Consider the following 20,849-nt stretch of genomic DNA (forward strand, 5'->3'; position numbering starts at 1 on the left):
ACGAAGGAGACATTGATGAAACGGTTTACCAAACTCGCCCTGACCCTGACGGGAGCCACGCTTCTTGCGACCCCTGTGATGGCCCAGGACAAGCCTGCTGGCGTTGAAGTTGGCAAACTGACATGCGTTGTCGAGCAGGAAACCAATTTCATCGTCGGTTCCAAGGCCGTCATGAACTGCACCTTCGACCGGGTCGGTGACGGCCCTGCCAGCTACTACACGGCGACCGTAAGCGAGTACGGGCTTGATATCGGGACCACCGACTCGGCCACGCTGATATGGGGCGTCGTTGCACCGACCGCCGACCTGGAGGTGGGTGCTCTTGAAGGTGAATACGCTGGCGTGACCGCAGGTGCGAGCCTCGGTGCGGGTATCAAGGCCAATGCCCTTATTGGCGGCTTCGACAAGTCGATTGCGCTGAACCCGCTCAGTGTTGAAAGCCAGACGGGCACGAACATCACGGTTGGCGTCAGTCGGATGTCACTGGAAGCGATCAAGTGAACACAGTGACATAACGTCAAGAAGGGTCGGCTTTGCCGGCCCTTTTTGCATTTCCGGACGCGGATTTGGCTGAAAAGAGTGCGGACGTCCGACGATAATTCGAACTGGAGGGATACCTGGATGGCGACAGGTCAGTCGGAGACAATCAAGGAAGTTCTTACAAATTGGGAAGACGAAATTGAAAAGGAAGGCCGCGCCGACGTCGGTTCGCTGTTGAATGCTTCTGGCAGCCGTGCGGCGGGACCTCTTCTGTTTCTGCCGGCCCTTGTGATGATATCTCCCATCGGGGCCATACCAGGCGTCCCGATTGTTCTCACAACATTGACGCTTCTGGTGGCGGGACAGCTTGTGCTTGGCAGAACCTCGATCTGGTTGCCGTCTTTCGTGCGCAATCGCGGTTTTCCCAAGCAGAAGGTGAAGTCGATCATCGACAAGCTCACCCCCTATGCCGAACGCGCCGACCGTTACCTCGGGCAACGCCTGGCCATGTTCGCCGGCGAAACCGCGAGCCGGATCGTCGCGGCGTTTTGCATCTTTCTGTCTCTTCTTGTCTATCCCGCCACCCTGCTGCCCTTTGCTGTCGCCTTGCCCGGCTCGGCAATACTGCTCCTGAGTCTCGGGTTGCTGGTGCGCGACGGCGTCGTGACGCTGGTGGGGCTGATGGTGGCCTTGGCAGCGGTCGCCACCGTCGTTTACTGGCTTGCCTGAGAGCTTCTCGTGACGACCTTGTCCATGAGTTCGTCCCGAAATCGGGAGGCCTCCTCGTGACGGACAACGGGGGAGCGTAGATCAGGACAGGCGTGTGATCCGTCCGTCCACGGCACAAAAGAAGCTCCGATTTGAGCCAGTTTTCCTTTGTTCTTCTGCCTTGAAGCCTGCTCCTCCTCGCAGGGAGAGCCACGACCTCTGGGTACGCAAAAAAACGGGCCGCCGAAGCGACCCGTTTGATTGATGCCTTTCAGACAGCCGTTCAGCCTTTCAGCAGAACCGCATCCGGATTGGCCTTGTAGGTGGCAGGCTCATAGGTCTGCGCGTTCTCAAGCTGTTCCTTGGTGAAGGGGGCGGTGACCAGAAGGTCGCCGTTCTCCGTTTCGAACATCTTCAGGCTGTTGAAGGCAACGGCAACCGGCTTTGCGTTGAAGCCAAGGAAACCGCCGACATCGATGACAACTGCCTGGGCCTTGCCGTCCTTGCCGATCAGGACCTCGGCGACTTCACCGATGTTTGTGTCCTGGTTGGTGTAGACCGTTGAATCGATCAGCTCGTCCGTGGACACGCTGGCTGCATCGACCTCGGTCTTTTCTTCAGTCCAGCTGGTGGACATGGCTTCATCCAGCTGCTGCCTGGCCGGGTCGATGGCCTCCTTGCGCACGGTCTCATAGGTGGACCTGGCGTTTTCGGTAACCTTGTCCATTTGCTCGCGCGCACCTTCCGTCGTCATCCAGTACGGGATGTAATCCGGGCGTTCATAGGCGGTTGCCGCTTCCAGTTCCTGGCGCGAGACGTCACTGACGACGATGAGCCGTTTGTCCTCACCAGCCACGAAGTTGAGGCGGGCGAAATCGAGGGCGACTTCCTTTTCGCCAATGCCGAGGAAACCGCCGACACCGACAATCACCGCATGCACGGAGCCGTCGCGGCCGAAGACCACGTCGTTGATGTCGCCGATTTCTTCCCCTTCAGCATTTCTGCTGGTCACCACAGGCTTGCCGACCATGTTGGTGGCGAGAATGCCGGTGGTCGTTTCCGGTGCAAGGGTGTGGAGTTCGAATTCGTATACGCCGGTGTCATCACTTGCACCGGCCTGACCGCCGTCTTTCATCGCAGCGGTCTCACCGGCAACAGCCGCCGTTGAAATAGCAGCTACGATTGCGGTGGTGGCGAGTAGATGGCGAAGCATTTCAGCATCTCCCTTTCGTGTTCTGAAAAGTTGAAAGTGCAGTAGGTAAATGGTTGAACTTTCGGGAAGTTCCGGGAGAAGGCGTCACGGCTGCGCCTGGGGGGCGTTGAGCCGTGACGCGAAAAATCAGGCGAGTTTGCCTGCGCTTTTCGGACCGGCCAGCAGCCAGACAATGAAGCCGACGACCGGGAAAATCAGGATCCCGAGAACCCAAAGCAACTTTGCCCCGGTGGAGGAGCCGCTTCCGAGGACCTGAATGATCGCGTAGACGTCCAGGATGAGGATCAACAGGCCGACAATTCCATATTCCATGACAGATCTCCGATGCTGGTGACTGTGACGGAAACGGCCGGGCGCGAAGAAGGTTCCCTGCGGTGGTCTTGAAGTTTCCGAGATAATTTTCAAAAATATTTGGAACGATTTCGAAAACGAGACGTTTCATCTCCGTATCTCAAATATCGGAGGTTGCTATGCTTTCCTGGGCATTGTTGTTCTTGGTGGTTGCTATTGTTGCAGCCGTACTTGGTTTTGGCGGTATTGCCGGTACTGCGGTTTCCATTGCCAAACTGATCTTCTTTGTCGCCATTGCGCTGTTCCTGATTTCGGCAGTCGCACATGCCATCAGAGGCCGCAGGGTCTGACACGAGAACAAAACGGGCGCTTCGGCGCCCTTTTTTGTGCCTTCCCCAACAGGCATTCAGGCGACGTCAAACGCCTGACAAGACAACGCTTTCCTCGTTCAATTAATTAGGTGATTCAGTCGCCTGCCGGTATCCGGTGGCTAGCGGGCTTCGGCCTGAATGCGCAGCGTATTGCGGGCAGTCCAGAGCCGGCGGGCGATTTGGTGTCTGTCCGGTCTGCTCTCGATCGAGAAAACGGCATCCTGGGCTATATTGAACAGCTGCCTCGAGACAAGGTGCAGGTGCTCCTTGCGGCAGACCAGGGACGCCTTTTCCAAAGCGCAAATGAGGTGGTCGAGCACCAGGATGTTGCCTCTTGAAGCCTGCCTGAGCGGACTGATCGCCGTGTCCAGGAGATCGTGCACTTCCAGGATCGTCAACCACAGTCGAGGGGTCTCGTCGTCATCGGTAATGAGCGAGCTGGGAGCGCCGCGCTGCAGGATCCGCGCGGCGGAGGCCGACAGGTGATCGATCGCGCTTATCGCGGTGTAGCTGTCGTTGACGCCGGGGGAGAGCGCTCGCAGCGCGATCTCCACCATCAGGTGCACCGAAAACTGGATATCCCCTTCGGGAGCCCGGGCCTTTTCGATCTTGAAGGTACCGTTCAAGGGCTTCAGATCAGGGTCTTCGGCCTCCGTGCGCACCTTTGCGATCGGCATGCCTTCGATGACGTAGGTTCCGGGAATGACGGACACTTCGATGAAACCGTCGAGAGACTTCGCGATGTCTATCAGCCGTTCGCTGTCGATGAAGGTGATGTAGCCGCTGCGCGCGGCTTTGAAGGTGCAGACCGGCAGGTCGGGTATCTCCTCGCGGTCATTCGGCTTTTCACGCGGTTCGTGCGCCAGAAGCTCGTCGATCGAGGATCGCAACGCTGCATGAATGCGGCCGATTTCGGCGTCGACCCGGATACGGCCGGCAACGTCGTTGACGAAATAGACCAGCCAGAAAAAGCTGCTGGAGGCGAGGATTATCGAGAGGATGACGGAAAACCGGAGATCCTTGGTGTCGTCGACACCGAAAAGGACAAGCATGGAATAAAGGAAGGTCGCGCCCAGAAGGCCGATGGTAATCTGGGTGGTTCTGTTGCTGGCGAAGGTTTCCAGCAGGCGGGCCGAAATATTGCCCGCGGCGAGTGTGAATACGACCAGCGTCAGGGAATAGACAAGGCTGATGACCGACATCATCGCGCCGGCAATGGTCGACAGAACCGAGCGGGCACCATCGATGCTGATGGAGCTGTAGCCGAAAAAGTCGAAGACACCGGTCAGGAGTTGCAGGTCATCGATCAGGAAGGCTGCGAATGCGAGGACAGCCCCCAGAAGTGTGATGCAGACGGGGATGAACAGAAAGCCCTTGGCCAGACGGACGAGGGCTTGTTCGCGGGCGTTTTCCCGATAGGCCAGATCCATTCCCGTTCCCCCTCAAACCGGCAGGGTTCCATCGACGATGGAACCCTGCCGGTCATTGTTAGCTGTCGTGCGCCAACCGGCTTGCCTGATCACACCGGATGCAGTGCGCCGGCCTGTAACGGACGCAGAAGCGGAAAGGTTCCGGTGTAGATGAGAATGATCAGACGGACAGAGCGTCCCTGATCAGGGAGGCGGATTCGGCGGCGGCGATTTCGGACCGTTCAAATTTCTCGGTCCCGTTCATGAGGTCATCCAGACGAAGGCGTGCACGGGAGACGCGGCTTTTGACCGTGCCGACCTTCACGCCGAGGATGTCGGCTGCTTCTTCATAGGAAAAGCCGCTGGCACCGATCAGGATAAGGGCTTCACGCTGGTCGTCCGGAAGAACCTGAAGGGCGCTCAGGAAATCCTTCAGTTCCAGATGGCCTGCCTGTTGCGGTTTGCTTTCCAGGCTGGCGGCGTGTTCACCGTCAGGGTCGGCGACCTCGCGCTGCATCTTCCGGCCAACGGAGTAATACTGGTTACGGAGAATGGTAATCAGCCAGGCGGTGAGGTTGGTACCTTCGGTGAACTTGTCTTTGTTGGCGATCGCCTTTGCCAGAGTTTCCTGGACCAGATCGTCCGCACGGTCGCGGTCACCACTGATCGATCTGGCAAAGGCGCGCAATCGCGGTATGGCGTCGACCAGATCCTTCTTGAACTTTGCGACGTTCATTCGGCGGCCTCCTCGTCAGAGCCTCTGTCGTCCAAGGCGGACAGCAGGTCCATCATGTCATCCGGTATGTCTTCCGATAGGGCCTCGTCGTAAACCTTCTTGAGCTGGTTGCCGATCCAGTCTTCTTTGGACTTGGCTCCGGCGGCCGGTGTTATTACACCAAATCCGGCGTTGGGCCGACTTGGGTTAAGCTTGCTTGCCATGGCAGATTCCCGATATTTGCGTCTTCGACGATAGGCTGATTTGCGACGTAAACGCGGCGGCAAAAAAAAAGTTCCTCGAGTATGGAACTTTTTTTTGCCGAATGCATTTCCGACTTATGGGTGCGCTTGATGCGGGCCCTTCGACCGCTTTCAGGCGGCAACTATTGAGGAACTAATTTATGTCCGTGAGCCTTTCGGAAGAAATCGCGCCGCTCCTGCCGTATCTGCGTAGATATGCAAGAGCACTGGCGGGAAGTCAGAAAAGTGGCGATGCCTATGTCAGGGCCTGCCTGCAGGCGCTGGTGGCAGATCAGACCATTATCGATACATCTCATGGCGTGAAAATCGGTCTTTACCGGCTTTTCCATGTCCTTTGGAACGCAAGCGTCGTTCCGCCCACCGCGCATGACGGGACGGTTTCCATCTTCGAGCAGACTGCTCAGCAGCGGCTTGCGACCATGGCGGCCGAAAGCCGGCAGACCCTGTTGTTGTCCACACTGGAAGGGTTTTCGCTTCCCGAGACCGCCCTCATCATCGAGCGTAGCGAAGAAGAAGTGACCCAGCTCGTTCAGGATGCGATCGCGGAAATTGACAGGCAGACCAAGACGGATGTGCTTATCATCGAGGACGAGCCGCTTATTTCCATGGATCTGATCCAGATCGTTGAGTCGCTCGGTCATGGCGTTACCAGCGTTGCCCGGACAGCGAGCGATGCCATCGCAGCGGCAAAGGCGCAGACCCCGGGTCTTGTGCTTGCCGATATCCAGCTTGCCGACGGATCGTCCGGCATTGATGCGGTCAAGGATATTCTTGCCGAAATGTCGGTTCCGGTCATCTTCATCACGTCGTTCCCCGAGCGTCTTCTGACAGGCGAACGGCCGGAGCCGACGTTCCTTATCACCAAGCCGTTCAATCCGAATACGGTGAAGGCGGGGATCAGCCAGGCGCTGTTCTTCAAAGGGGCGGAAGAGGTGGCCGCTGCCTGAGGGCAGCGCTGCGTGATGAGCACAGGGGGCGTGTTCCACTGCATTCGTTCCACGAGAGCGAAGCAAGATGCCGTTTTCGGCGTCTGCCCTTCGGTGCGCGATAACGACAGATCCCAAGGCGGGAGGAAGAGGCGGGCACTGCCCGCCTTCTTCCATCAGTGCCGCGAGATCCAAGTATCGATTTCCCGCTCGGCTTCTTCACGGGTCTTGCCGTATTTCTGCTGGATCAGACCTGCGAGTTCGGTCCGTTTGCCGGCAACACGATCCACATCATCGTCGGTCAGCCTGCCCCATTGGGTGATGGCCTTGCCTTTGAATTCTTTCCAGTTTCCTTCAATCCGGTCCCAATTCATCGGTCGTTTTCTCCTTGTCTTTCTGACATCTGGAAAACGGTTCCTGAGGTCAAAGGTTCCGAATGAATTGCGGTTGCTGCCAGCTTCGAGTGTTTGCTGGCTCATCGGCGCGGGAGCGGCTTTTCCGATGCGGGACGGCCGCGAAAGTTTACATGCCCGGATGACGGAGCAAATTCGAAATGTCTGAAATCGTGTCCTATCTGTTTGGTGCGGCCTCCTTCATGCCGCATGGATACTGCCTGCTCTGGCGTCCGGATCTCGTGGCCATTCATGCAATCTCCGATGCCCTGATTGCGTTGGCCTATATTGCCATTCCCCTGATGATCTTCGGGTTTCTGCGCAAGCGTCCGGACATTCAAGGCAATTCCCGCAAGATCGGTTACCTGTTCATCGCCTTCATTCTGGCGTGTGCGCTGACCCATCTGACAGCCCTGGTAACGCTCTGGTGGCCGATCTACGGCGCACAAGGTCTGATCAAGCTGGTAACAGCCCTTGTCTCGGTGGCAACAGCAGTGGTTGTCTGGCGGGTGCGGCCGATGCTGCTGGCCATTCCCTCGCTCAAGGATCTGGAGCGGGCCAATGATGTTCTGAAGGCTGAAAATCTCCAGCTTTCCGACAAGGTCGGCAGATCGCGGCGGGAGATAAGACGGATCAACGAGCGATTCGAGACCGCGTTGACCGGATCCAACATCTCCGTTTTCACCCAGGACAAGGATCTGCGCTACACGTGGATCCATAATCCGCGATTCGGCAAGGAAGCCGATGACGTCATCGGGTGTACAGATCAGGATCTGCTGCCGGAAGAGACCGCGGCGGAACTGGAGCCGGTCAAGCGCCAGGTGCTGGAAACCGGCGAGACGGCATCTACCTTCTTCGCGCTCGACAGTGAAGAAACGGGAACTATTTCGCTGGACCTGATCGTGCATCCGACACGTGACAGCAGTGGTGAAATTGATGGTGTGCTGTGCACGGCCATCGATATGACCGAGAAGAATCTCTATGAGATCCGACTCGCCTCGCTGGCAAGTCAACTCGCGGAGGCAAATCGGCGTTTCGAAAAGGCGCTCGACGGTTCGCTTACAACCGTGTTCGAACAGGACCTGGACCTGAAATATATTCATGTCGTCAATCCGTCGCCCGGTTTCAAACCGGATTTCTTCATCGGCAAAAGCGATGATGAGCTGTTTCCGGAAGAAGATCAGCTGAAACTCATTCCGGTTAAGAAGAAGGTCCTCGAGACAGGCGAAAGCGCCGTCATCGAATTCGACATGGACATGAACGGGGTCAATCGCAGCTACAACATGCGCATGGAGCCTTCGCGCGACAAGGAAGGCCGGATCACCGGCCTGATCGGCATCTCCATCGACCTGACCCACAAGCGGGAAAACGAACGCCAGATGCATCTCGTCATGCGGGAACTGACGCATCGCTCCAAGAACCTGCTTGCAGTCATTCAGGCGATGGCACGCCAGACAGCGGCGCGTTCGGACAACACCGAGGATTTTGTCGAAAGTTTTGCCGCACGGCTCCAGGCGATGGCGGCCAGTCATGATCTTCTGGTGTCGCAGTCCTGGTACGGCGCTGACCTGAAAGAACTTGTGCTGGCGCATCTGGCGCAATCGATCGACCCGGGGAGCCCGCAGATCGAGATCGAAGGCGATCCGCATTCGATTACGGCGGATGCGGCCCAGAACCTTGGCCTTGCCCTGCATGAGCTGACGACCAATGCCGCCAAATATGGCGCCTTGTCAGTGCTCGGGGGGAAACTGTCGGTGTCGTGGACGACCGTAGACGGAAGGATCAGGCTGGTCTGGAAGGAAAGTGGCGGTCCGGAAGTTGTGCCGCCAAGGCGCAACGGTTTCGGGCGAATGCTGCTGGAACGTTTGGTGGGGCCGGCGCTCGACGGCGACGTCACCATCGACTTCGCTCCGGAAGGCGTGAGTTGCGTCATCGAGTTTCCGGTCAGGAAGAGAAGTTCTTAGAGCGCCCGTGCCGTAAACTGCAGGCAGGGCCGGGAGAGGTGCGTTACGTCCTGCGACGAGCGAAGCTTTACGAACCTTTTCCGCGCGCAGCCTTTTCGCGGCGAAGCGCCTTCAGGGCCTCGTCGATTTCTTCGATCAGTTCGGCTGGAGACCGGCCGTCCCGAGAAACCGCCTGGGGGGCCTTGCGCAGGCTGGCCCGCCAGGCTAGCAGGGCTGTCCGCTTTTGCTCTTTCGACAGGTGCCGGTCTTCCAGGACGCTTGCAGGCGTCCGGAACCCGGCAAATCGTTTCGATACGCTGATCATGGTATCACACGGTTGAAACTGAGTTGGTGCATACGCCAAAGGCCGCCTGCCGTCTTGCGGCAGACGGACCTTTGTCGTCTTGCAAGTTACCCGGGATGCGGGTGAGGAACGGTCATTCGGTAATGACGGCCCTCAGCATCCAGGCTGCCTTGTCGTGGAACGTGATGCGCTGGGTCAGAAGATCTTCTGTCACCGGGTCGCTATTGTCGCCGGCGTAGGCTGCCATGTCGCGCATTTCGGCAGCGATCATTTCATGACTGCGAACCAGATCCTCGATCATTTCGAAGGCATTGGGCATGCCGCCGGCCGGCAGGCTGACGGTCAGGTTCAATTTGCCTTCGTCGACATTGACCGGTGCCCTATGTCCAAGGGCACGAATGCGCTCGGCAAGGTCGTCTGTCGCGGCAAAGAGATTTTCATAGTGCTCTTCGGTGAGGTCGTGGATCGACTTGAACAGCGGTCCAACGACGTTCCAGTGGTAAAGGTGCGATTTCACCGTGAGCATGTAGGTTTCGGCCAGGATGACCGAGAGATGCTTCGCCAGTTGTTCGCGCACCTCGGCAGAAACACCCGTCTTGATCGGGTCGACCTTCGGGGTTTCGATGTTCAGAACCTGAGACGTCGACATAGTTCTTCCTTTCGTGCTTTCGATTGGCGATCGATGTGTCCGGGTGTGCTGCTGACAAGAGCGTGGCCCGGACGTTCGATAGGAAAAGTCTTCAGCTCGTCCTCAGTTCCATGTTTTTGAAAATATTTCGATTTTTGACAGTATGGAAAATGTGATCTGAAATTATTTCAAGAATAGCATTTGTATTTTTTATAAGTCTGAGCTTCCGGGCGGCATATTTCATTTTTATCTCGTCGTTATAAAGTTCTCTATCCAGTCCTTTCATTGAAATGATATTGGAACAATCCCGCGCGAGATGGCGTTTTCATTTGAGGTTGTTTTTGAAAACAGCGGAACAGCAAATGAAAGGACACGGCCATGGCTTCCAAAAACAGCTCCAGCATCAAGAACGAAGACACCTACGACGCCCTGCGCGACAAGGGCTACAGCAAGGAAAAGTCGGCGAGAATTGCCAATGCGCAGGCAAACGACCACCAGGCGCCGTCGCGCAAGGGTGGCAAGGCCGCACCTTATGAAGCCTGGACCAGGGATGCGCTTTATGAACGGGCGCAGGAGCTCGACATCAGCGGCAGGTCTTCAATGAACAAATCCGATCTGATCGAGGCCTTGCGCGGCTGACAGGCAGCCGTGAAGACGCCGCTGCAACAATTCATGTTGAGTTGTCTGGAACCAAATGAGCGCAAGGCCGTTTACAAGCCAGACCGCGCAATTTGGTTCAGCGCGGTGTCCAAGTGTCCGAATTCCGGGCTTGATCCCATTCACGCGATGCGTGTCTCCCGTCATCAGGGCTTCACGCAATTGAAAACAGGAGCGACAAGATGGCAACTGCGAAGACTGCCACGGCATCGACCGCCAATCCTGCCAATGACACCGTTAGCGCTCGTGAGATCGAGGAAAACATCGAACGCATTCGCGGCGATATTGCCTCTCTCGCCGGCTCCTTGAAGAAGTACGGCGCGGGCAAGACGGATGAATACAAGACCAGGGCCGCCGAAGCAGGGCAGGATCTGACCAAATTGTCCCAGGACGCCCTGAGCGATCTGTCTGCTGAGCTGCAGAATTACGAACGCGCCTTCGTTGCTGAAGTGCGCCGTCGTCCGCTGCAGTCGATCGGCATTGCTGCCGGTGTCGGCTTCCTGATTGCAGCGCTGGTGCGCCGCTGATGCTCCTGCGCGCCCTACCGCTGGCCTTCGGGGCTGTTTCGCGAGACTTCAATGGCATGGTTCACCGTGCCAAGCGCAATGCCGTTTTGGGCGGCATTGCGGCAGTCTGTTTCGCGACAGCCTATGTGGCCGGCGTGGTGGCAGCCGGCGCCTTTCTGGCGCCGGTGTTCGGCCCTGCGATGGCGGCTTTGCTGATTGCCGTCTTCATGGCCGTAACGGGACTGGTCTTCGTGGCGGTGCTCAGCTTCCTGAAGCACAAGGACCGAAGACGCAAGGCGCATAGTCAGGCCGCGCAGCGCCTGGGCCTGGCTGCTGCCATTTCCGTTCTGCCACAGCTCACAAAATCAAAAGGCCTGATGATCACCGCCGCTTTGGGCGGTCTGGCCTTTCTGGCAGCGCAGGCACGAGGTGACGAAGAGCGCGGCTAACCCATTGCCGCGCCTTCTTGCCGGCCACCGGAGCAAACAGTGATGACAGCGCAGCCAGACCGACCCGCAGTAACAGGACTTGTTCCCCCCGTAACAGTGGGCGAGGCTGTCAGATCGGACCCGGTTGTCCGCTACTCGGCGGCCATCCTGTGTGGCATCGTGGTGATTGCTTCCCTTGATCTTGCCCAAGTGTTTTTCGCACCGGTTTTCCTGTCGGTGGTTGTCGGCACGATCTTCGGACTTCCCATGGAAAGATTGTCTCGCGTGGGCGTGCCGAGCTGGCTCTCCGCAGGGGGGATGGTGCTCGTCTTTATTGCGCTGATCCTGACCGCCGGGGCGGCTTTCGTCGTGCCGCTGTCGGACTGGCTCGACAGGCTTCCGCTCATCTGGTCACGGCTGCAGGCGCAGCTGGTCAGCTGGCAGGGGTTCTTTTCCTCTGTCGCGAGCCTGCAGGAAGACCTTCGCAGTGCCATGGGCCAGAAGGGCGGCATGCAGGTGAGTGTCGACGACAATTCCGCTGTAGAAAGCGTTTTCTATTTCGCACCGGCCTTCATGGCCCAGGTGGTCCTGTTCCTGGCAAGTCTCTATTTCTTTCTGCTGACACGCCCGCATCTGCGCAGGGCGGCGCTCCAGTTGTCTCCCGACAGTGAAGGCAGGCGCTGCATCGTGACAGCGTTTCGGACGATCGAAGCGCGCCTTTCTACCTATCTCATCTCCATCAGCGTTATCAACGCGGGGCTCGGCGTGGCCGTGGCGCTGACCATGTGGCTGCTCGATGTTCCCTCGCCGCTGTTGTGGGGAATGCTGGCCGGCGTCTTGAACTACGTCGTCTATCTGGGGCCGGCGATCATGGTCCTGGTGATGAGCGGCATCGGACTTGCGACGGGATACACGGCGGTGGAGATCCTGACGCCGCCGCTGGCCTATCTGGTTCTCAACCTGATCGAAGCGCAGTTCGTCACACCAACCGTTCTCGGCCGGACGATGACGCTGAACCCCTTTGCGGTTTTCCTGGCAATTGCCTTCTGGATCTGGCTGTGGGGACCGATCGGCGGATTCATAGCCGTGCCGTTGCTGCTGGTTGTGGTCAGTGTGCTGGAGATCATCAACAACACAGCTCAGTCCGAAGAGCCCGGGCGTTCCGAACCTGAGCCCGAGGCCGGCGCATCTCACTGACAATTGCAATCCTGCGAACCCGCGGACATGACAAAGGCCACCCGTGCCGGCGTTCCAATGCCCGCGGGTTCAACGTTGTCGCGAGTTTCTTCTTTCAGGAGCGGATGGAAGGTGGCACCCAGGCTGCAATTGTCCGACGCCGTGGGTGAGGGTGGCACCTGTTCCAGGTTCCATCAGGTGATACGGACAATTTGTCAGTTGCCAAAATGCTTGCCGGGTGGGGCCCTTCCAGCGGGGTCGTGTGTCGTTCGCCACGGATCAAGGCAAAATAAAAGCCGCCTGAAAAAGGCGGCTTTTCAACGATTTTGCGTCATGAACTCTTTACTCGGTATTGAATGCCAGCATGCCGTGGGAAATCGGCCAGCCGGTACAGGTGGTTACGCGCGTGCCAGATACGCAGCGCATCGGGCGGCCATGCACGTCGGCAAGCTCAACCTTCAGGTCGCCTTTGGGAGCGGCCTTCTGTTCAACTTCTACCGGTGCGGGCATGTTGCTGTTGTGAGCGGTTTCCGCGTCGGCTTCGTTGGTGAAAAGGGGTTCTGCCACAATCAGGCTGGAAGCCAGAAGGGCGGCAACGGCGATTGCCGTAGGGGCGTTGGTCGGAATTCGTTTGCGATGCGTGAACATGGTGTCTACCTCCGCCTAGTAAACTCCCGAGTTAAGAAAAGGTTTCACGCCTCTTTTCGATAAAGGAGGAGGTTGAGATCGAAGTGGAAAATTAACTGCAGCGATAACTTATGTTAATGCGGAGCGATTGATTTCGTGTCATCGTGCGGACAGTCAACAAGTCTGACGATGAGAACCCTCGTGACAATGGAACCCACTATTGCCGTGCTGGCAACGCGCGGCGCTGCCTTGGTTGTCGAAGACAACCCGATCATCGCGCTCGATACGCAGATGATGCTGGAAGAGCTCGGGTTCTCGCCGGTACAGACGCTCGCAAATCTTGCGGAAGCGGCGGAAACACTGGCAGCTCAGCTGTTCAGCTTTGCCATTCTGGATGTGAAGATCGGCGACGATACCAGCCTGGCTTTCGCCAGCCAGCTGCTGGAAAAGGGGACGAAGTTCATCTTCGCCAGCGGTTACAGCGATCTCGACCCGCTGCCCGCGGCGTTCGAGGGGCAGGTGGTCCTGAGCAAGCCCTACACAAAAGCCCAGATCGGCGCCCTGATCTGACGCGCTCGTTATCGCTGGAAGATGCCTTTCAAGCAAACGTGAAGATGTCGGCCGCCGCTCAGATGAGCGGGCGGCACTCATCGGCCATGCTCTCGTATGAGGCAAGTTTTTCCAGAGCATCCCTGTCCAGGATCCGGATGCGGTCCTTGGCCCAGCTGATCAGCCCCTTTTCCTGAAGCTTGCGGAGCGTGCGGCTGGTGTGAACCGGTGTGATGCCAAGCGCATCAGACAGGTGGCTTTGGGAAAACGGTGCATCCAGCGCCTGATTGCTCGCATAGCCGATGGTTTCCGCGCGGTCGTATAGATGCAGGATGAGATAGGCGAGCCGTTCCAGGGCAGAACGTTGACCCAGGCTGATGATGTGCCCGTCCAGGATCTGTTCCTCGCGGGCTGCGATCCAGGTCATTGAAAAGGCGAGGCTCGGGTAGTCCTTGAAGATCGACCAGACCCTGTCGCGCTGAAAGACGCACAAGGTGGTGTCGGTAAGGGCAGTGACCGTGTGCTGCATCTCGTTCAGGACGGCAAGCTGAAGGCCGACAAGATCGCCCGGAAGGGCAAAGTTCAGTACCTGCCGTCGGCCGTCCGCCAAAGCCTTGTGACGAAACGCCCACCCATCCAGAATGGTGTAGAGATGCGGGCTCTTGTTCTCTTCCTGAACAATGGTCGCTCCGGCTTCGACCATCAGTTCACCGGTCTTGAAATCCGAAATGAAGTCCAGTTCCTTGTCTTCCAGCGAGCGGAATACGGATTTCCGTCTCAGGGGGCAGGTTTGGCAATTGGTTTGAAACGGGACTGTTTCGGTCATTCAAATGGCATCTCCATTGGCAATCCATCAAAACGCCTAGAACTGCTGCTGGTTCCCATTTGAGGCAGAAGGACAGGGGAAAGCAAGTCCGTCCGATGCCGGACGCGAATGCTTCGTGCAAAAGAAAGATCTGCAACGGCTGACAATTGATTGCGGAAATGCAAAAGCCGGGCGTTCCGGCGGGCTACATGCCGAAAGGGACGAAGCCGTACGGACCTTGCAACTGTCCGCACGGCGGGTCTTGTGACTGTCTAGGGCCGCAGGATGGTGTAGCCGTCTTCGTCCAGCTCCATCAGAGTGACGGCACCAGCGGGAACAACTTCGACACCTTCCAGAAACTCGATGTCCTTGCCTTCCTTCCTGGCCATGGCCTGGCGGGTGTTGTCGCAAGCCTCGAAGGCGACATTCGGCATGCTTTCCACGAAGGATTTCATGCGGTCCGAAACGGGAGACGTATCCGCCCGGAACATGTGCAGGCCCGCATTGAAGGCAACAATCTTGATATCGGCCTCCTCGCCGATTTCAGAGTAGTGGCGCGCCACATTGGACGCGACGTTCAAGACGGTGTTCATCTTCTGCGGATCATTGTCGCTGATCTGCAGGGCAAGTTTGTGAATGCCGTCGCCTGCCAATACGGCAGAGCCAAGCATCAGCAGGGCCGAAGTGGCCACTGCCAGTCTTGAAAACATTCCCATCGTTTCCTCCTCCTAACGCCGCAGGATATCCTGCGGCGGCCTTGCGCGGGCGGCCTTTCTTTCACGGGCCGCTGCCGCAAAACGATGTCAGTCGACGCCTCCCATGCCGGAGGCCTCGTCGTCGTCGACGGATCCCGGGGTCACGTCGAGAATACGGGCGCGCATGGTGATCTCGACCGCGCTGTCCTTGCAGTCGCTCATGCAGGGTTCGGCCTTGGCAGCATAATGCGGCTCTTCGGCGCGATCGTCAGCGATGAAGTTTTCCTCGTTGGGAAGACGGATCTCCAGGAAGTTGTCTTTCGACAATTCGAAGTCCTCGTCCTCGACGATGTCGTTCAGGTAAAGGAGATAGGCCGTCAACGCGTAAACGTCGTCATCCGACAGGGAACGGGCGTTGCCGTAGGGCATGGCGCGGCGGACATAGTCGTAGACCGTGGACAGATACGGCCAGTAGGAGCCGATGGTCTTTTCCGGGCGTTCCTCGGTCAGGGTGTCCTGGCCACCGGCCAGAACCGGCCAGCGGCCGACACCTTCGCCGAAGTCACCATGACAGACGGCGCAGTTGTCCGTGAACAGCACTTCGCCATCGGCCACCGTACCGGAGCCCTCCGGCAAGCCGCTGCCGTCTGGGCGAACGTCGATGTCCCACGCGGCGACCTCGTCGTCCGTCGCCACACGGCCAAGACCGAAGATGCCACCTTCACGGACTTCGGACACTGGTACGGCTGGAGCCTCCGCTGCCGTGTCGGCGTTGGCGGTTTCTGTTTCAGTGGCCAAAGGTTCTGCGGCGCCCTGCTGGTCGGCGGGAGCAGCAGCACTGGAGAAGGTGGCCAGATAGGCAATCACGTTGTCCAGGTCTTCCTGCTTCTTCAGACCGGCAAAGGCCATCTTGGTGCCTTTGACCATGTCCTTGGGCTTGGTCAGATAGGTCGTCAGTGTTGCCTCGTCCCAGACGAGCCCGCCACCACCGGCCTCGATCATCGCCTTGGAATACTTGTAGTCCTCAAGCGATCCTGCGGTACGGCCGAAAATCTCGTTCAGTTCCGGACCGACCTTGTTCTTTGCGCCTTCCCCGACCGCGTGGCAGGCAGTGCATTTCTTGAAGACCTTCTCGCCTTTTCCTGCATCTCCCGCCTGGGCCGTCGCGGCAAGCAGGGGCAGGGTGGCGAGCACGGTTCCTAGGCTGAGGGCTTTAAGAAACTTCGACATTTTCCACCATTCCGTCTGCTTTGACATACCAGGTCTGGATGCCGTTGTTGTGGTAGATCGAGTTTTCGCCGCGGGCGGCACGCAGCTCGTTCTTGGTCGGCTGGAAGAAGCCGTGCTCGTCCATCGCGCGGGACTGGATCAGCATGTCCGAGCCGTCCCAGTCGATGTCCAGGTAGAAGCGATGCATGGCTTTCGACAGGCTCGGGCCGTCGAGGCGGGCGGTTTTCCAGTTCCGGCCGCCATCAAGCGACACATCCACCCGCTTGATCCGTCCGTTGCCGGACCAGGCGACACCGGAGATGACCATCGGTCCCTTGCCGTGGCTGATCGGGGCCTGCGGGCTCGGTGAGGTGATGACGGACTTGGGATCCATCACCCAGGTGAAGCGGCGGGCCTTGCCGTTCTCAAGAAGGTCCGTGTATTTGGATGTTTCCTCGCGCTGGTGCCAGGGTTCGTCGCCGACTTCGATCCGGCGTAGCCATTTCACCCACATGTTGCCTTCCCAGCCGGGCACGACCAGACGCAGCGGATAACCCTGTTCGGGACGCAGAGCCTCGCCGTTCATCTTGAAGGCGACCAGGCAGTCGTCGAGGGCCTTTTCCATCGGGATGGACCGGGTCATGGCCGAGGCATCGGCGCCTTCCGGCATCACCCATTTGGCATTGGTCTTCAGGCCTGCCTCTTCCAGGATCAGTTTCAGCGGCACGCCGGTGTACATCACGCAGTGAACCATGCCGTGGGTGTACTGACAGCCGTTGAGCTGGGAGCCACGCCACTCCATGCCGGAGTTGGCGGCACATTCCAGGAAGTAGACCCGGTTCTCACGCGGGAAGCGCTTCAGGTCTTCCATGGTGAAGACGAGGGGGCTGTCGACCAGACCGTTGATCATCAACCGATGATCTGCAGGATTGATGTCGGCAATGCCGCCGTGGTGGCGCTCGAAACACAGGCCGTTGGGCGTGATGATGCCGTCCAGCTCGTGCAGCGGTGTGAAGTTCACCGAACTCTCGGTGGAGGCCGTCAGCCACTCCACGTCGCGGCGGACCACATTGGCCTCGTATTCCGACGGCGTGCCATAAGGGCGCGCCTGCACACCGTCACCGAGGTATCGGTTCCAGTCCTGTATCTCGGTTATCAATGGATCGCCGGCCGCGCGCGCGGCACCAGCCGTGCCTGCAACGGCGCCTGCGGCGAAGCCTGCTTTCAAGAGGGAGCGCCTGGAAAGACCCGGCGTCTTGGAGTTGGTTTTGTCAGTCATGATCGTGTCCTCAGGATCTCTGAAGAAAAGGCGTCATCCTGCCAGCTTGACGGACTGGTTGTCCGGCAGGCTGACCACGGGATTGCTTGTGAGATAGGCTTCAACGACTTCGGAGATGGGCGGGCCTTCCGTGCCCTCGTTGACCGAAGCCCAGCCGGCAACGACATATTCCCTGGCGGGGTCGATAGCTTCGCCGGTGGCGAGCAGGGTCATGCCCGAGATGCGCTCGCCGATTTCCTTGCCGGGATCGATGGTGTAGCCCATGCCGCCAACGCGGACCATGTCACCACCCTGCTGGTAGTAGGGGTCCTTGTTGAAGAGGTTGTCGCCGACATCCTCCAGAATGTCCTTCAGCATCTGGCCCGTCATCGATGAACGGTAAGCGGCCGGATAGGTCATGGCGCAGGCGTTATGGACATCCTCGAAGGTAATGTCCTGGCCCGGCAGAAGCGATGTCCCCCAGCGGAAGCCGGGTGAGAGGGCAATTTCGGCGTCGCGTTCGGTCAGGAGTGCCTGGCAGATCAGATCGTCGAAGGTGCCGTTGAAGTTGCCGCGCCGATACAGGAGGTTCTCGGTCTTGCCGAGAACGCGGGCGAGGTCCGCTTCGTAAGGCGCGCGAACCTCATCGATGAGCGCAGCCATGTCCGCATCTGGCGTGATGACGTCGGAGAAGATCGGGATCAGGCGATAGGCATACCCGGCCAGCTTGCCGTCCTGAACGTCGAGATCGACCCGGGAGACAAACTTGCCGTTGGAGCCGGAGGCGATCACCAGCGTGTTGTTGACGATGACCGGTTCCGGCAGGGCGTCGTGCGTGTGGCCCGTCAGGATGACATCGATGCCGTCAACGCGCGAGGCGAGCTTCCGGTCGACGTCAAAGCCGTTGTGCGACAGCAGCACAACAATTTCAGCGCCCTCGTCACGAGCCTCGGTCACATGTTTGGCAATGTCTTCCTCGCGGATGCCGAAGGACCAGCCGGGGATCATCCAGCGCGGGTTGGCAATCGGCGTATACGGGAAAGCCTGACCGATGACGGCGACCTTGGACCCGCCACGTTCGAACATCTTCCAGGCCTCGAAGGCGGGCTCGTCCCATTCGTTGTCGTAGATGTTGGAGCCGAGGAAGGCGAAGGGCAGGCTGTCGATGACTTCCTGCACCCGGTCGGTGCCATAGGTGAATTCCCAGTGGCCGGTCATGGCGTCCGGATCCAGCGAGTTCATGATCGTGATCATGTCTTCGCCCTCGGTCACATTCGATGTGTAGCTGCCCTGCCAGGTGTCGCCGCCATCCAGCAGGAGAACGTTGTCGGCACCGCGTTCGGCGCGAATGCGCTTGATCACGGTCGCGACCCGGTCCATGCCGCCCATCTTGCCATAGCTCCTGGCAAGGGAGACGAAGTCTTCCGAGGTCAGCGCATAGGCATCCGGCGACCCGGCCTCGATGTTGTAGAGCTTCAGGAAATCGGCACCGGTCACGTGTGGAGGTTTGCCGTTGACGTCGCCGATGCCCAGGTTGATGGATGGTTCGCGAAAGTAGATCGGCTTCAGCTGGGCGTGGATGTCGGTGATATGCACCAGCGTGAGCTTGCCTTTCGGGTCCATCCCCAGGAGCTGGTCTTCCGTCAGGGCTTGCTGGGCCATCAGCCGCGACCACGATCCTGCCATGCCCGATCCGAGCAAGGCACTTGTCGCGGTTGCCGCCATCAGGAACTCACGTCTTGAGAACATCCTCAGTTACTCCAAACCAACGGCCGATGTCCGGCCGGTTGCACAGTTTTCCCGTTGAGGCACGGCGACGCCGTGCACCCCGGTTATCCCACGTTCGGGACATTGATGTTTTCAGCCCTCTGTTTCCGCCTGCTGGCCGGGCGGGAATTCGCCGGCGACAGGAAAGAAACCGGCGCGGTGGCTGCGACCGCGCCGGAGTTTAAACGGTCAGCCTACTGGCGAACCGCCGGGGTTTCGATGCCGAGCCCCGAGCCACGCCAGGTCACATAGACCTCCAGAGCCATCAGCTCATCGGAGAAGGCGGCCGGGAAGGCTGCCCGCGTATCGCGGATACATCCGCGGAAGCGGTTGTGCAGGGAGACAAGGTCCGCCTGCTTCAGACGATAGGTCGGGAACCCGTTGACGCTGCCCTGGCTGAGGTGGTCAGCCCGGATGTAGTTGCCGTTGTAGTTCTCGTGGCAGGTGGCACAGGACAGGTTCAGCTGACCCGTGCGGGTGTAGTAGAGCTCCTTGCCCTTGTCCCACCAGGTCTGCATTTCGCCTTCGCTCAGATCGACTTTCATCGGCATGCCAAGCGACTGGTGCTTGATGTAGGTCGTCAGAGCCTTCTGATCGGCCGCGTCGAACTTGTAGGGCTCTGCCTGCATGTTCTGTTCACGGCACTGGTTGATCTGAAGCTCGATGTTGAACGGCTTGCCGGCGTCCTCATTCCACTTGGGATAGCTGGCGCCGAGACCCTTGAGGAACTCGTCGGAATCCTCGTGGCAGGAGGCGCAGGACTTGCCAGCAGCACCGTCCACGGTGTTCCAGATTTCCTCGCCGCGCTCCACATAGAGCATACCCGGGTTCTGGAAGCTGTCGGCCTCCAGATCACGCGTTTCTTCCGTGCGGTAGTGCCAGCCCGAGATCAGTTCGTCGAACGGGTGCCCTTCCGGCGCCGGTACGCGGGTCATGATCTCCACTTCCCCGTCGATAACGAGCTTTTCGTCAACCGGCCCCCCGGCCAGGCTTGCGCTTGTGCCGACCATCGTTACTGCGAACATGGTGGCTATGCGTTTCGTTCTATTGGCCAAATCGTCTCCTCCCGATTTGAGCGATCCCTGGAACATCCTGCCTTCAACCGACTGCAGATACGATGTCCCGACACTCTCGATGCACCCTGTCCCGGGCTTTTCAGTCCATGCGGACGTCACAGCCGCGGATGCAGGGCCGCCGCCTATTCAACAGTGATCTTGTTCTCGGATTCGTAGACGCTGCCGTCGTCATCGACCCAGGTGAACTTGAACGTGCCGGTTTCATTCACCTTGGCGCTGAACTCCATGTAGGGGTTCGCCGAGACGGCCGGGTCCATGTCACAGGAAAACACCACCTGTCCGTTGAACTCGCAGGTGAACTTGTTGATGATCTGGCGCGGAACGAGGTTGCCCTCCTTGTCCTTGCGCTGACCGGATTCCATCGGGTGGCTGATAAGCGTCTTGATGGTGATGACTTCGCCCGCAGCTGCCTTCTTGGGCACTTTCACGCGCGGTTTCGGATCTGCCATGATT

The 20,849-nt window shown here is 58.7% G+C and carries 26 protein-coding genes; 10 read left to right on the top strand and 16 right to left on the bottom strand.

Going from position 1 to position 20,849, the window contains the following annotated elements:
* Window positions 1–15 precede the first annotated feature (15 nt).
* Window positions 16–501: a DUF992 domain-containing protein gene (locus FIU93_RS11870; protein WP_209009961.1), complete on the top strand. Its 486-nt coding sequence runs from the start codon at window positions 16–18 to the stop codon at window positions 499–501.
* A 120-nt stretch (window positions 502–621) separates the two neighbouring features.
* Window positions 622–1,209, top strand: a complete 588-nt coding sequence (locus FIU93_RS11875; RefSeq protein WP_023003204.1) for an exopolysaccharide biosynthesis protein — start codon at window positions 622–624, stop codon at window positions 1,207–1,209.
* A 262-nt stretch (window positions 1,210–1,471) separates the two neighbouring features.
* On the opposite strand, the gene FIU93_RS11880 is transcribed toward FIU93_RS11875, so the two are convergent.
* Together FIU93_RS11880 and FIU93_RS11885 are read right to left on the bottom strand one after the other, a co-directional pair.
* Window positions 1,472–2,401: a PRC-barrel domain-containing protein gene (locus tag FIU93_RS11880; protein ID WP_152505673.1), complete on the bottom strand. Its 930-nt coding sequence runs from the start codon at window positions 2,399–2,401 to the stop codon at window positions 1,472–1,474.
* Window positions 2,402–2,527: 126 nt separating this feature from the next.
* The gene (locus FIU93_RS11885) at window positions 2,528–2,713 is read right to left on the bottom strand and encodes a PLD nuclease N-terminal domain-containing protein (RefSeq protein WP_023003206.1); all 186 of its coding nucleotides are present in this window, start codon (window positions 2,711–2,713) and stop codon (window positions 2,528–2,530) included.
* 158 nt (window positions 2,714–2,871) lie between these two features.
* On the opposite strand from FIU93_RS11885, the gene FIU93_RS11890 reads away from it, so the two are divergent.
* Window positions 2,872–3,042 (top strand): DUF1328 domain-containing protein, encoded by a 171-nt coding sequence (locus FIU93_RS11890; protein ID WP_023003207.1) that lies wholly within the window; start codon window positions 2,872–2,874, stop codon window positions 3,040–3,042.
* A gap of 140 nt (window positions 3,043–3,182) precedes the next feature.
* Here the strand turns inward: FIU93_RS11890 and FIU93_RS11895 are convergent, their stop codons facing one another.
* The 3 genes from FIU93_RS11895 to FIU93_RS11905 form a co-directional block, all read right to left on the bottom strand.
* Window positions 3,183–4,493 carry a DUF2254 domain-containing protein gene (locus tag FIU93_RS11895; RefSeq protein WP_152505674.1) on the bottom strand — a complete coding sequence of 437 codons (1,311 nt, stop codon included), beginning with the start codon at window positions 4,491–4,493 and terminating at the stop codon, window positions 3,183–3,185.
* A 160-nt stretch (window positions 4,494–4,653) separates the two neighbouring features.
* Window positions 4,654–5,208 (bottom strand): sigma-70 family RNA polymerase sigma factor, encoded by a 555-nt coding sequence (locus tag FIU93_RS11900; RefSeq protein WP_152505675.1) that lies wholly within the window; start codon window positions 5,206–5,208, stop codon window positions 4,654–4,656.
* The gene (locus FIU93_RS11905; RefSeq protein ID WP_023003210.1) at window positions 5,205–5,411 is read right to left on the bottom strand and encodes a NepR family anti-sigma factor; all 207 of its coding nucleotides are present in this window, start codon (window positions 5,409–5,411) and stop codon (window positions 5,205–5,207) included. Before FIU93_RS11905 ends, FIU93_RS11900 begins: the two co-directional genes overlap by 4 nt.
* A gap of 185 nt (window positions 5,412–5,596) precedes the next feature.
* Between FIU93_RS11905 and FIU93_RS11910 the strand changes: the two genes are divergently transcribed.
* The gene (locus FIU93_RS11910) at window positions 5,597–6,397 is read left to right on the top strand and encodes a response regulator (RefSeq protein WP_152507575.1); all 801 of its coding nucleotides are present in this window, start codon (window positions 5,597–5,599) and stop codon (window positions 6,395–6,397) included.
* A gap of 155 nt (window positions 6,398–6,552) precedes the next feature.
* On the opposite strand, the gene FIU93_RS11915 is transcribed toward FIU93_RS11910, so the two are convergent.
* A complete protein-coding gene (locus FIU93_RS11915; RefSeq protein WP_023003212.1) occupies window positions 6,553–6,750 on the bottom strand; it encodes a CsbD family protein in 198 nt (65 codons plus the stop codon).
* Window positions 6,751–6,929: 179 nt separating this feature from the next.
* Between FIU93_RS11915 and FIU93_RS11920 the strand changes: the two genes are divergently transcribed.
* Entirely contained in the window at window positions 6,930–8,732 is a 1,803-nt protein-coding gene (locus FIU93_RS11920; RefSeq protein ID WP_152505676.1) for a PAS domain-containing protein, read from the top strand.
* A gap of 67 nt (window positions 8,733–8,799) precedes the next feature.
* Here FIU93_RS11920 and FIU93_RS11925 read toward each other — a convergent pair whose 3' ends face one another.
* Both FIU93_RS11925 and FIU93_RS11930 read right to left on the bottom strand, forming a co-directional pair.
* A complete protein-coding gene (locus tag FIU93_RS11925; RefSeq protein ID WP_152505677.1) occupies window positions 8,800–9,036 on the bottom strand; it encodes a hypothetical protein in 237 nt (78 codons plus the stop codon).
* Between the two features lie 112 nt (window positions 9,037–9,148).
* A complete protein-coding gene (locus FIU93_RS11930) occupies window positions 9,149–9,664 on the bottom strand; it encodes a DNA starvation/stationary phase protection protein (RefSeq protein ID WP_055656126.1) in 516 nt (171 codons plus the stop codon).
* Between the two features lie 357 nt (window positions 9,665–10,021).
* Here FIU93_RS11930 and FIU93_RS11935 point away from each other — a divergent pair, with 357 nt between their 5' ends.
* The 4 genes from FIU93_RS11935 (at window position 10,022) to FIU93_RS11950 (ending at window position 12,431) form a co-directional block, all read left to right on the top strand.
* The gene (locus FIU93_RS11935; protein ID WP_152505678.1) at window positions 10,022–10,282 is read left to right on the top strand and encodes a Rho termination factor N-terminal domain-containing protein; all 261 of its coding nucleotides are present in this window, start codon (window positions 10,022–10,024) and stop codon (window positions 10,280–10,282) included.
* 200 nt (window positions 10,283–10,482) lie between these two features.
* Window positions 10,483–10,827 carry a DUF883 family protein gene (locus FIU93_RS11940; RefSeq protein ID WP_152505679.1) on the top strand — a complete coding sequence of 115 codons (345 nt, stop codon included), beginning with the start codon at window positions 10,483–10,485 and terminating at the stop codon, window positions 10,825–10,827.
* Complete coding sequence (locus FIU93_RS11945; RefSeq protein ID WP_023003219.1) at window positions 10,827–11,255, top strand: hypothetical protein; 429 nt, start codon at window positions 10,827–10,829, stop codon at window positions 11,253–11,255. The genes FIU93_RS11940 and FIU93_RS11945 overlap by 1 nt, the downstream gene beginning before the upstream one ends.
* Window positions 11,256–11,297: 42 nt before the next feature.
* Window positions 11,298–12,431 (top strand): AI-2E family transporter, encoded by a 1,134-nt coding sequence (locus tag FIU93_RS11950; protein WP_152505680.1) that lies wholly within the window; start codon window positions 11,298–11,300, stop codon window positions 12,429–12,431.
* 321 nt (window positions 12,432–12,752) lie between these two features.
* Here the strand turns inward: FIU93_RS11950 and FIU93_RS11955 are convergent, their stop codons facing one another.
* Window positions 12,753–13,058, bottom strand: coding sequence for a hypothetical protein (locus FIU93_RS11955; protein WP_152505681.1), 306 nt, complete (start codon window positions 13,056–13,058; stop codon window positions 12,753–12,755).
* Between the two features lie 186 nt (window positions 13,059–13,244).
* Here FIU93_RS11955 and FIU93_RS11960 point away from each other — a divergent pair, with 186 nt between their 5' ends.
* On the top strand, window positions 13,245–13,607 hold the full coding sequence (locus FIU93_RS11960; protein WP_055656766.1) for a response regulator: 363 nt from the start codon (window positions 13,245–13,247) through the stop codon (window positions 13,605–13,607).
* A gap of 58 nt (window positions 13,608–13,665) precedes the next feature.
* Here FIU93_RS11960 and FIU93_RS11965 read toward each other — a convergent pair whose 3' ends face one another.
* The 7 genes from FIU93_RS11965 to soxZ form a co-directional block, all read right to left on the bottom strand.
* Window positions 13,666–14,412: a Crp/Fnr family transcriptional regulator gene (locus FIU93_RS11965; protein WP_152505682.1), complete on the bottom strand. Its 747-nt coding sequence runs from the start codon at window positions 14,410–14,412 to the stop codon at window positions 13,666–13,668.
* A gap of 251 nt (window positions 14,413–14,663) precedes the next feature.
* A complete protein-coding gene (locus FIU93_RS11970) occupies window positions 14,664–15,107 on the bottom strand; it encodes a DsrE family protein (RefSeq protein WP_286145741.1) in 444 nt (147 codons plus the stop codon).
* 87 nt (window positions 15,108–15,194) lie between these two features.
* A complete protein-coding gene (locus FIU93_RS11975) occupies window positions 15,195–16,316 on the bottom strand; it encodes a c-type cytochrome (protein WP_152505683.1) in 1,122 nt (373 codons plus the stop codon).
* On the bottom strand, window positions 16,300–17,574 hold the full coding sequence (soxC, locus tag FIU93_RS11980) for a sulfite dehydrogenase (protein ID WP_152505684.1): 1,275 nt from the start codon (window positions 17,572–17,574) through the stop codon (window positions 16,300–16,302). The genes FIU93_RS11975 and soxC overlap by 17 nt, the downstream gene beginning before the upstream one ends.
* Before the next feature lie 33 nt (window positions 17,575–17,607).
* Complete coding sequence (gene soxB, locus FIU93_RS11985) at window positions 17,608–19,302, bottom strand: thiosulfohydrolase SoxB (RefSeq protein ID WP_152505685.1); 1,695 nt, start codon at window positions 19,300–19,302, stop codon at window positions 17,608–17,610.
* A gap of 212 nt (window positions 19,303–19,514) precedes the next feature.
* Window positions 19,515–20,345: a sulfur oxidation c-type cytochrome SoxA gene (gene soxA / locus FIU93_RS11990; RefSeq protein ID WP_152507576.1), complete on the bottom strand. Its 831-nt coding sequence runs from the start codon at window positions 20,343–20,345 to the stop codon at window positions 19,515–19,517.
* A 173-nt stretch (window positions 20,346–20,518) separates the two neighbouring features.
* The gene (gene soxZ / locus FIU93_RS11995) at window positions 20,519–20,845 is read right to left on the bottom strand and encodes a thiosulfate oxidation carrier complex protein SoxZ (protein WP_023003230.1); all 327 of its coding nucleotides are present in this window, start codon (window positions 20,843–20,845) and stop codon (window positions 20,519–20,521) included.
* Window positions 20,846–20,849: the final 4 nt, after the last annotated feature.

Source organism: Labrenzia sp. THAF35, assembly GCF_009363595.1.
In the GTDB taxonomy this organism is placed as follows: Bacteria; Pseudomonadota; Alphaproteobacteria; order Rhizobiales; family Stappiaceae; genus Roseibium; species Roseibium algicola.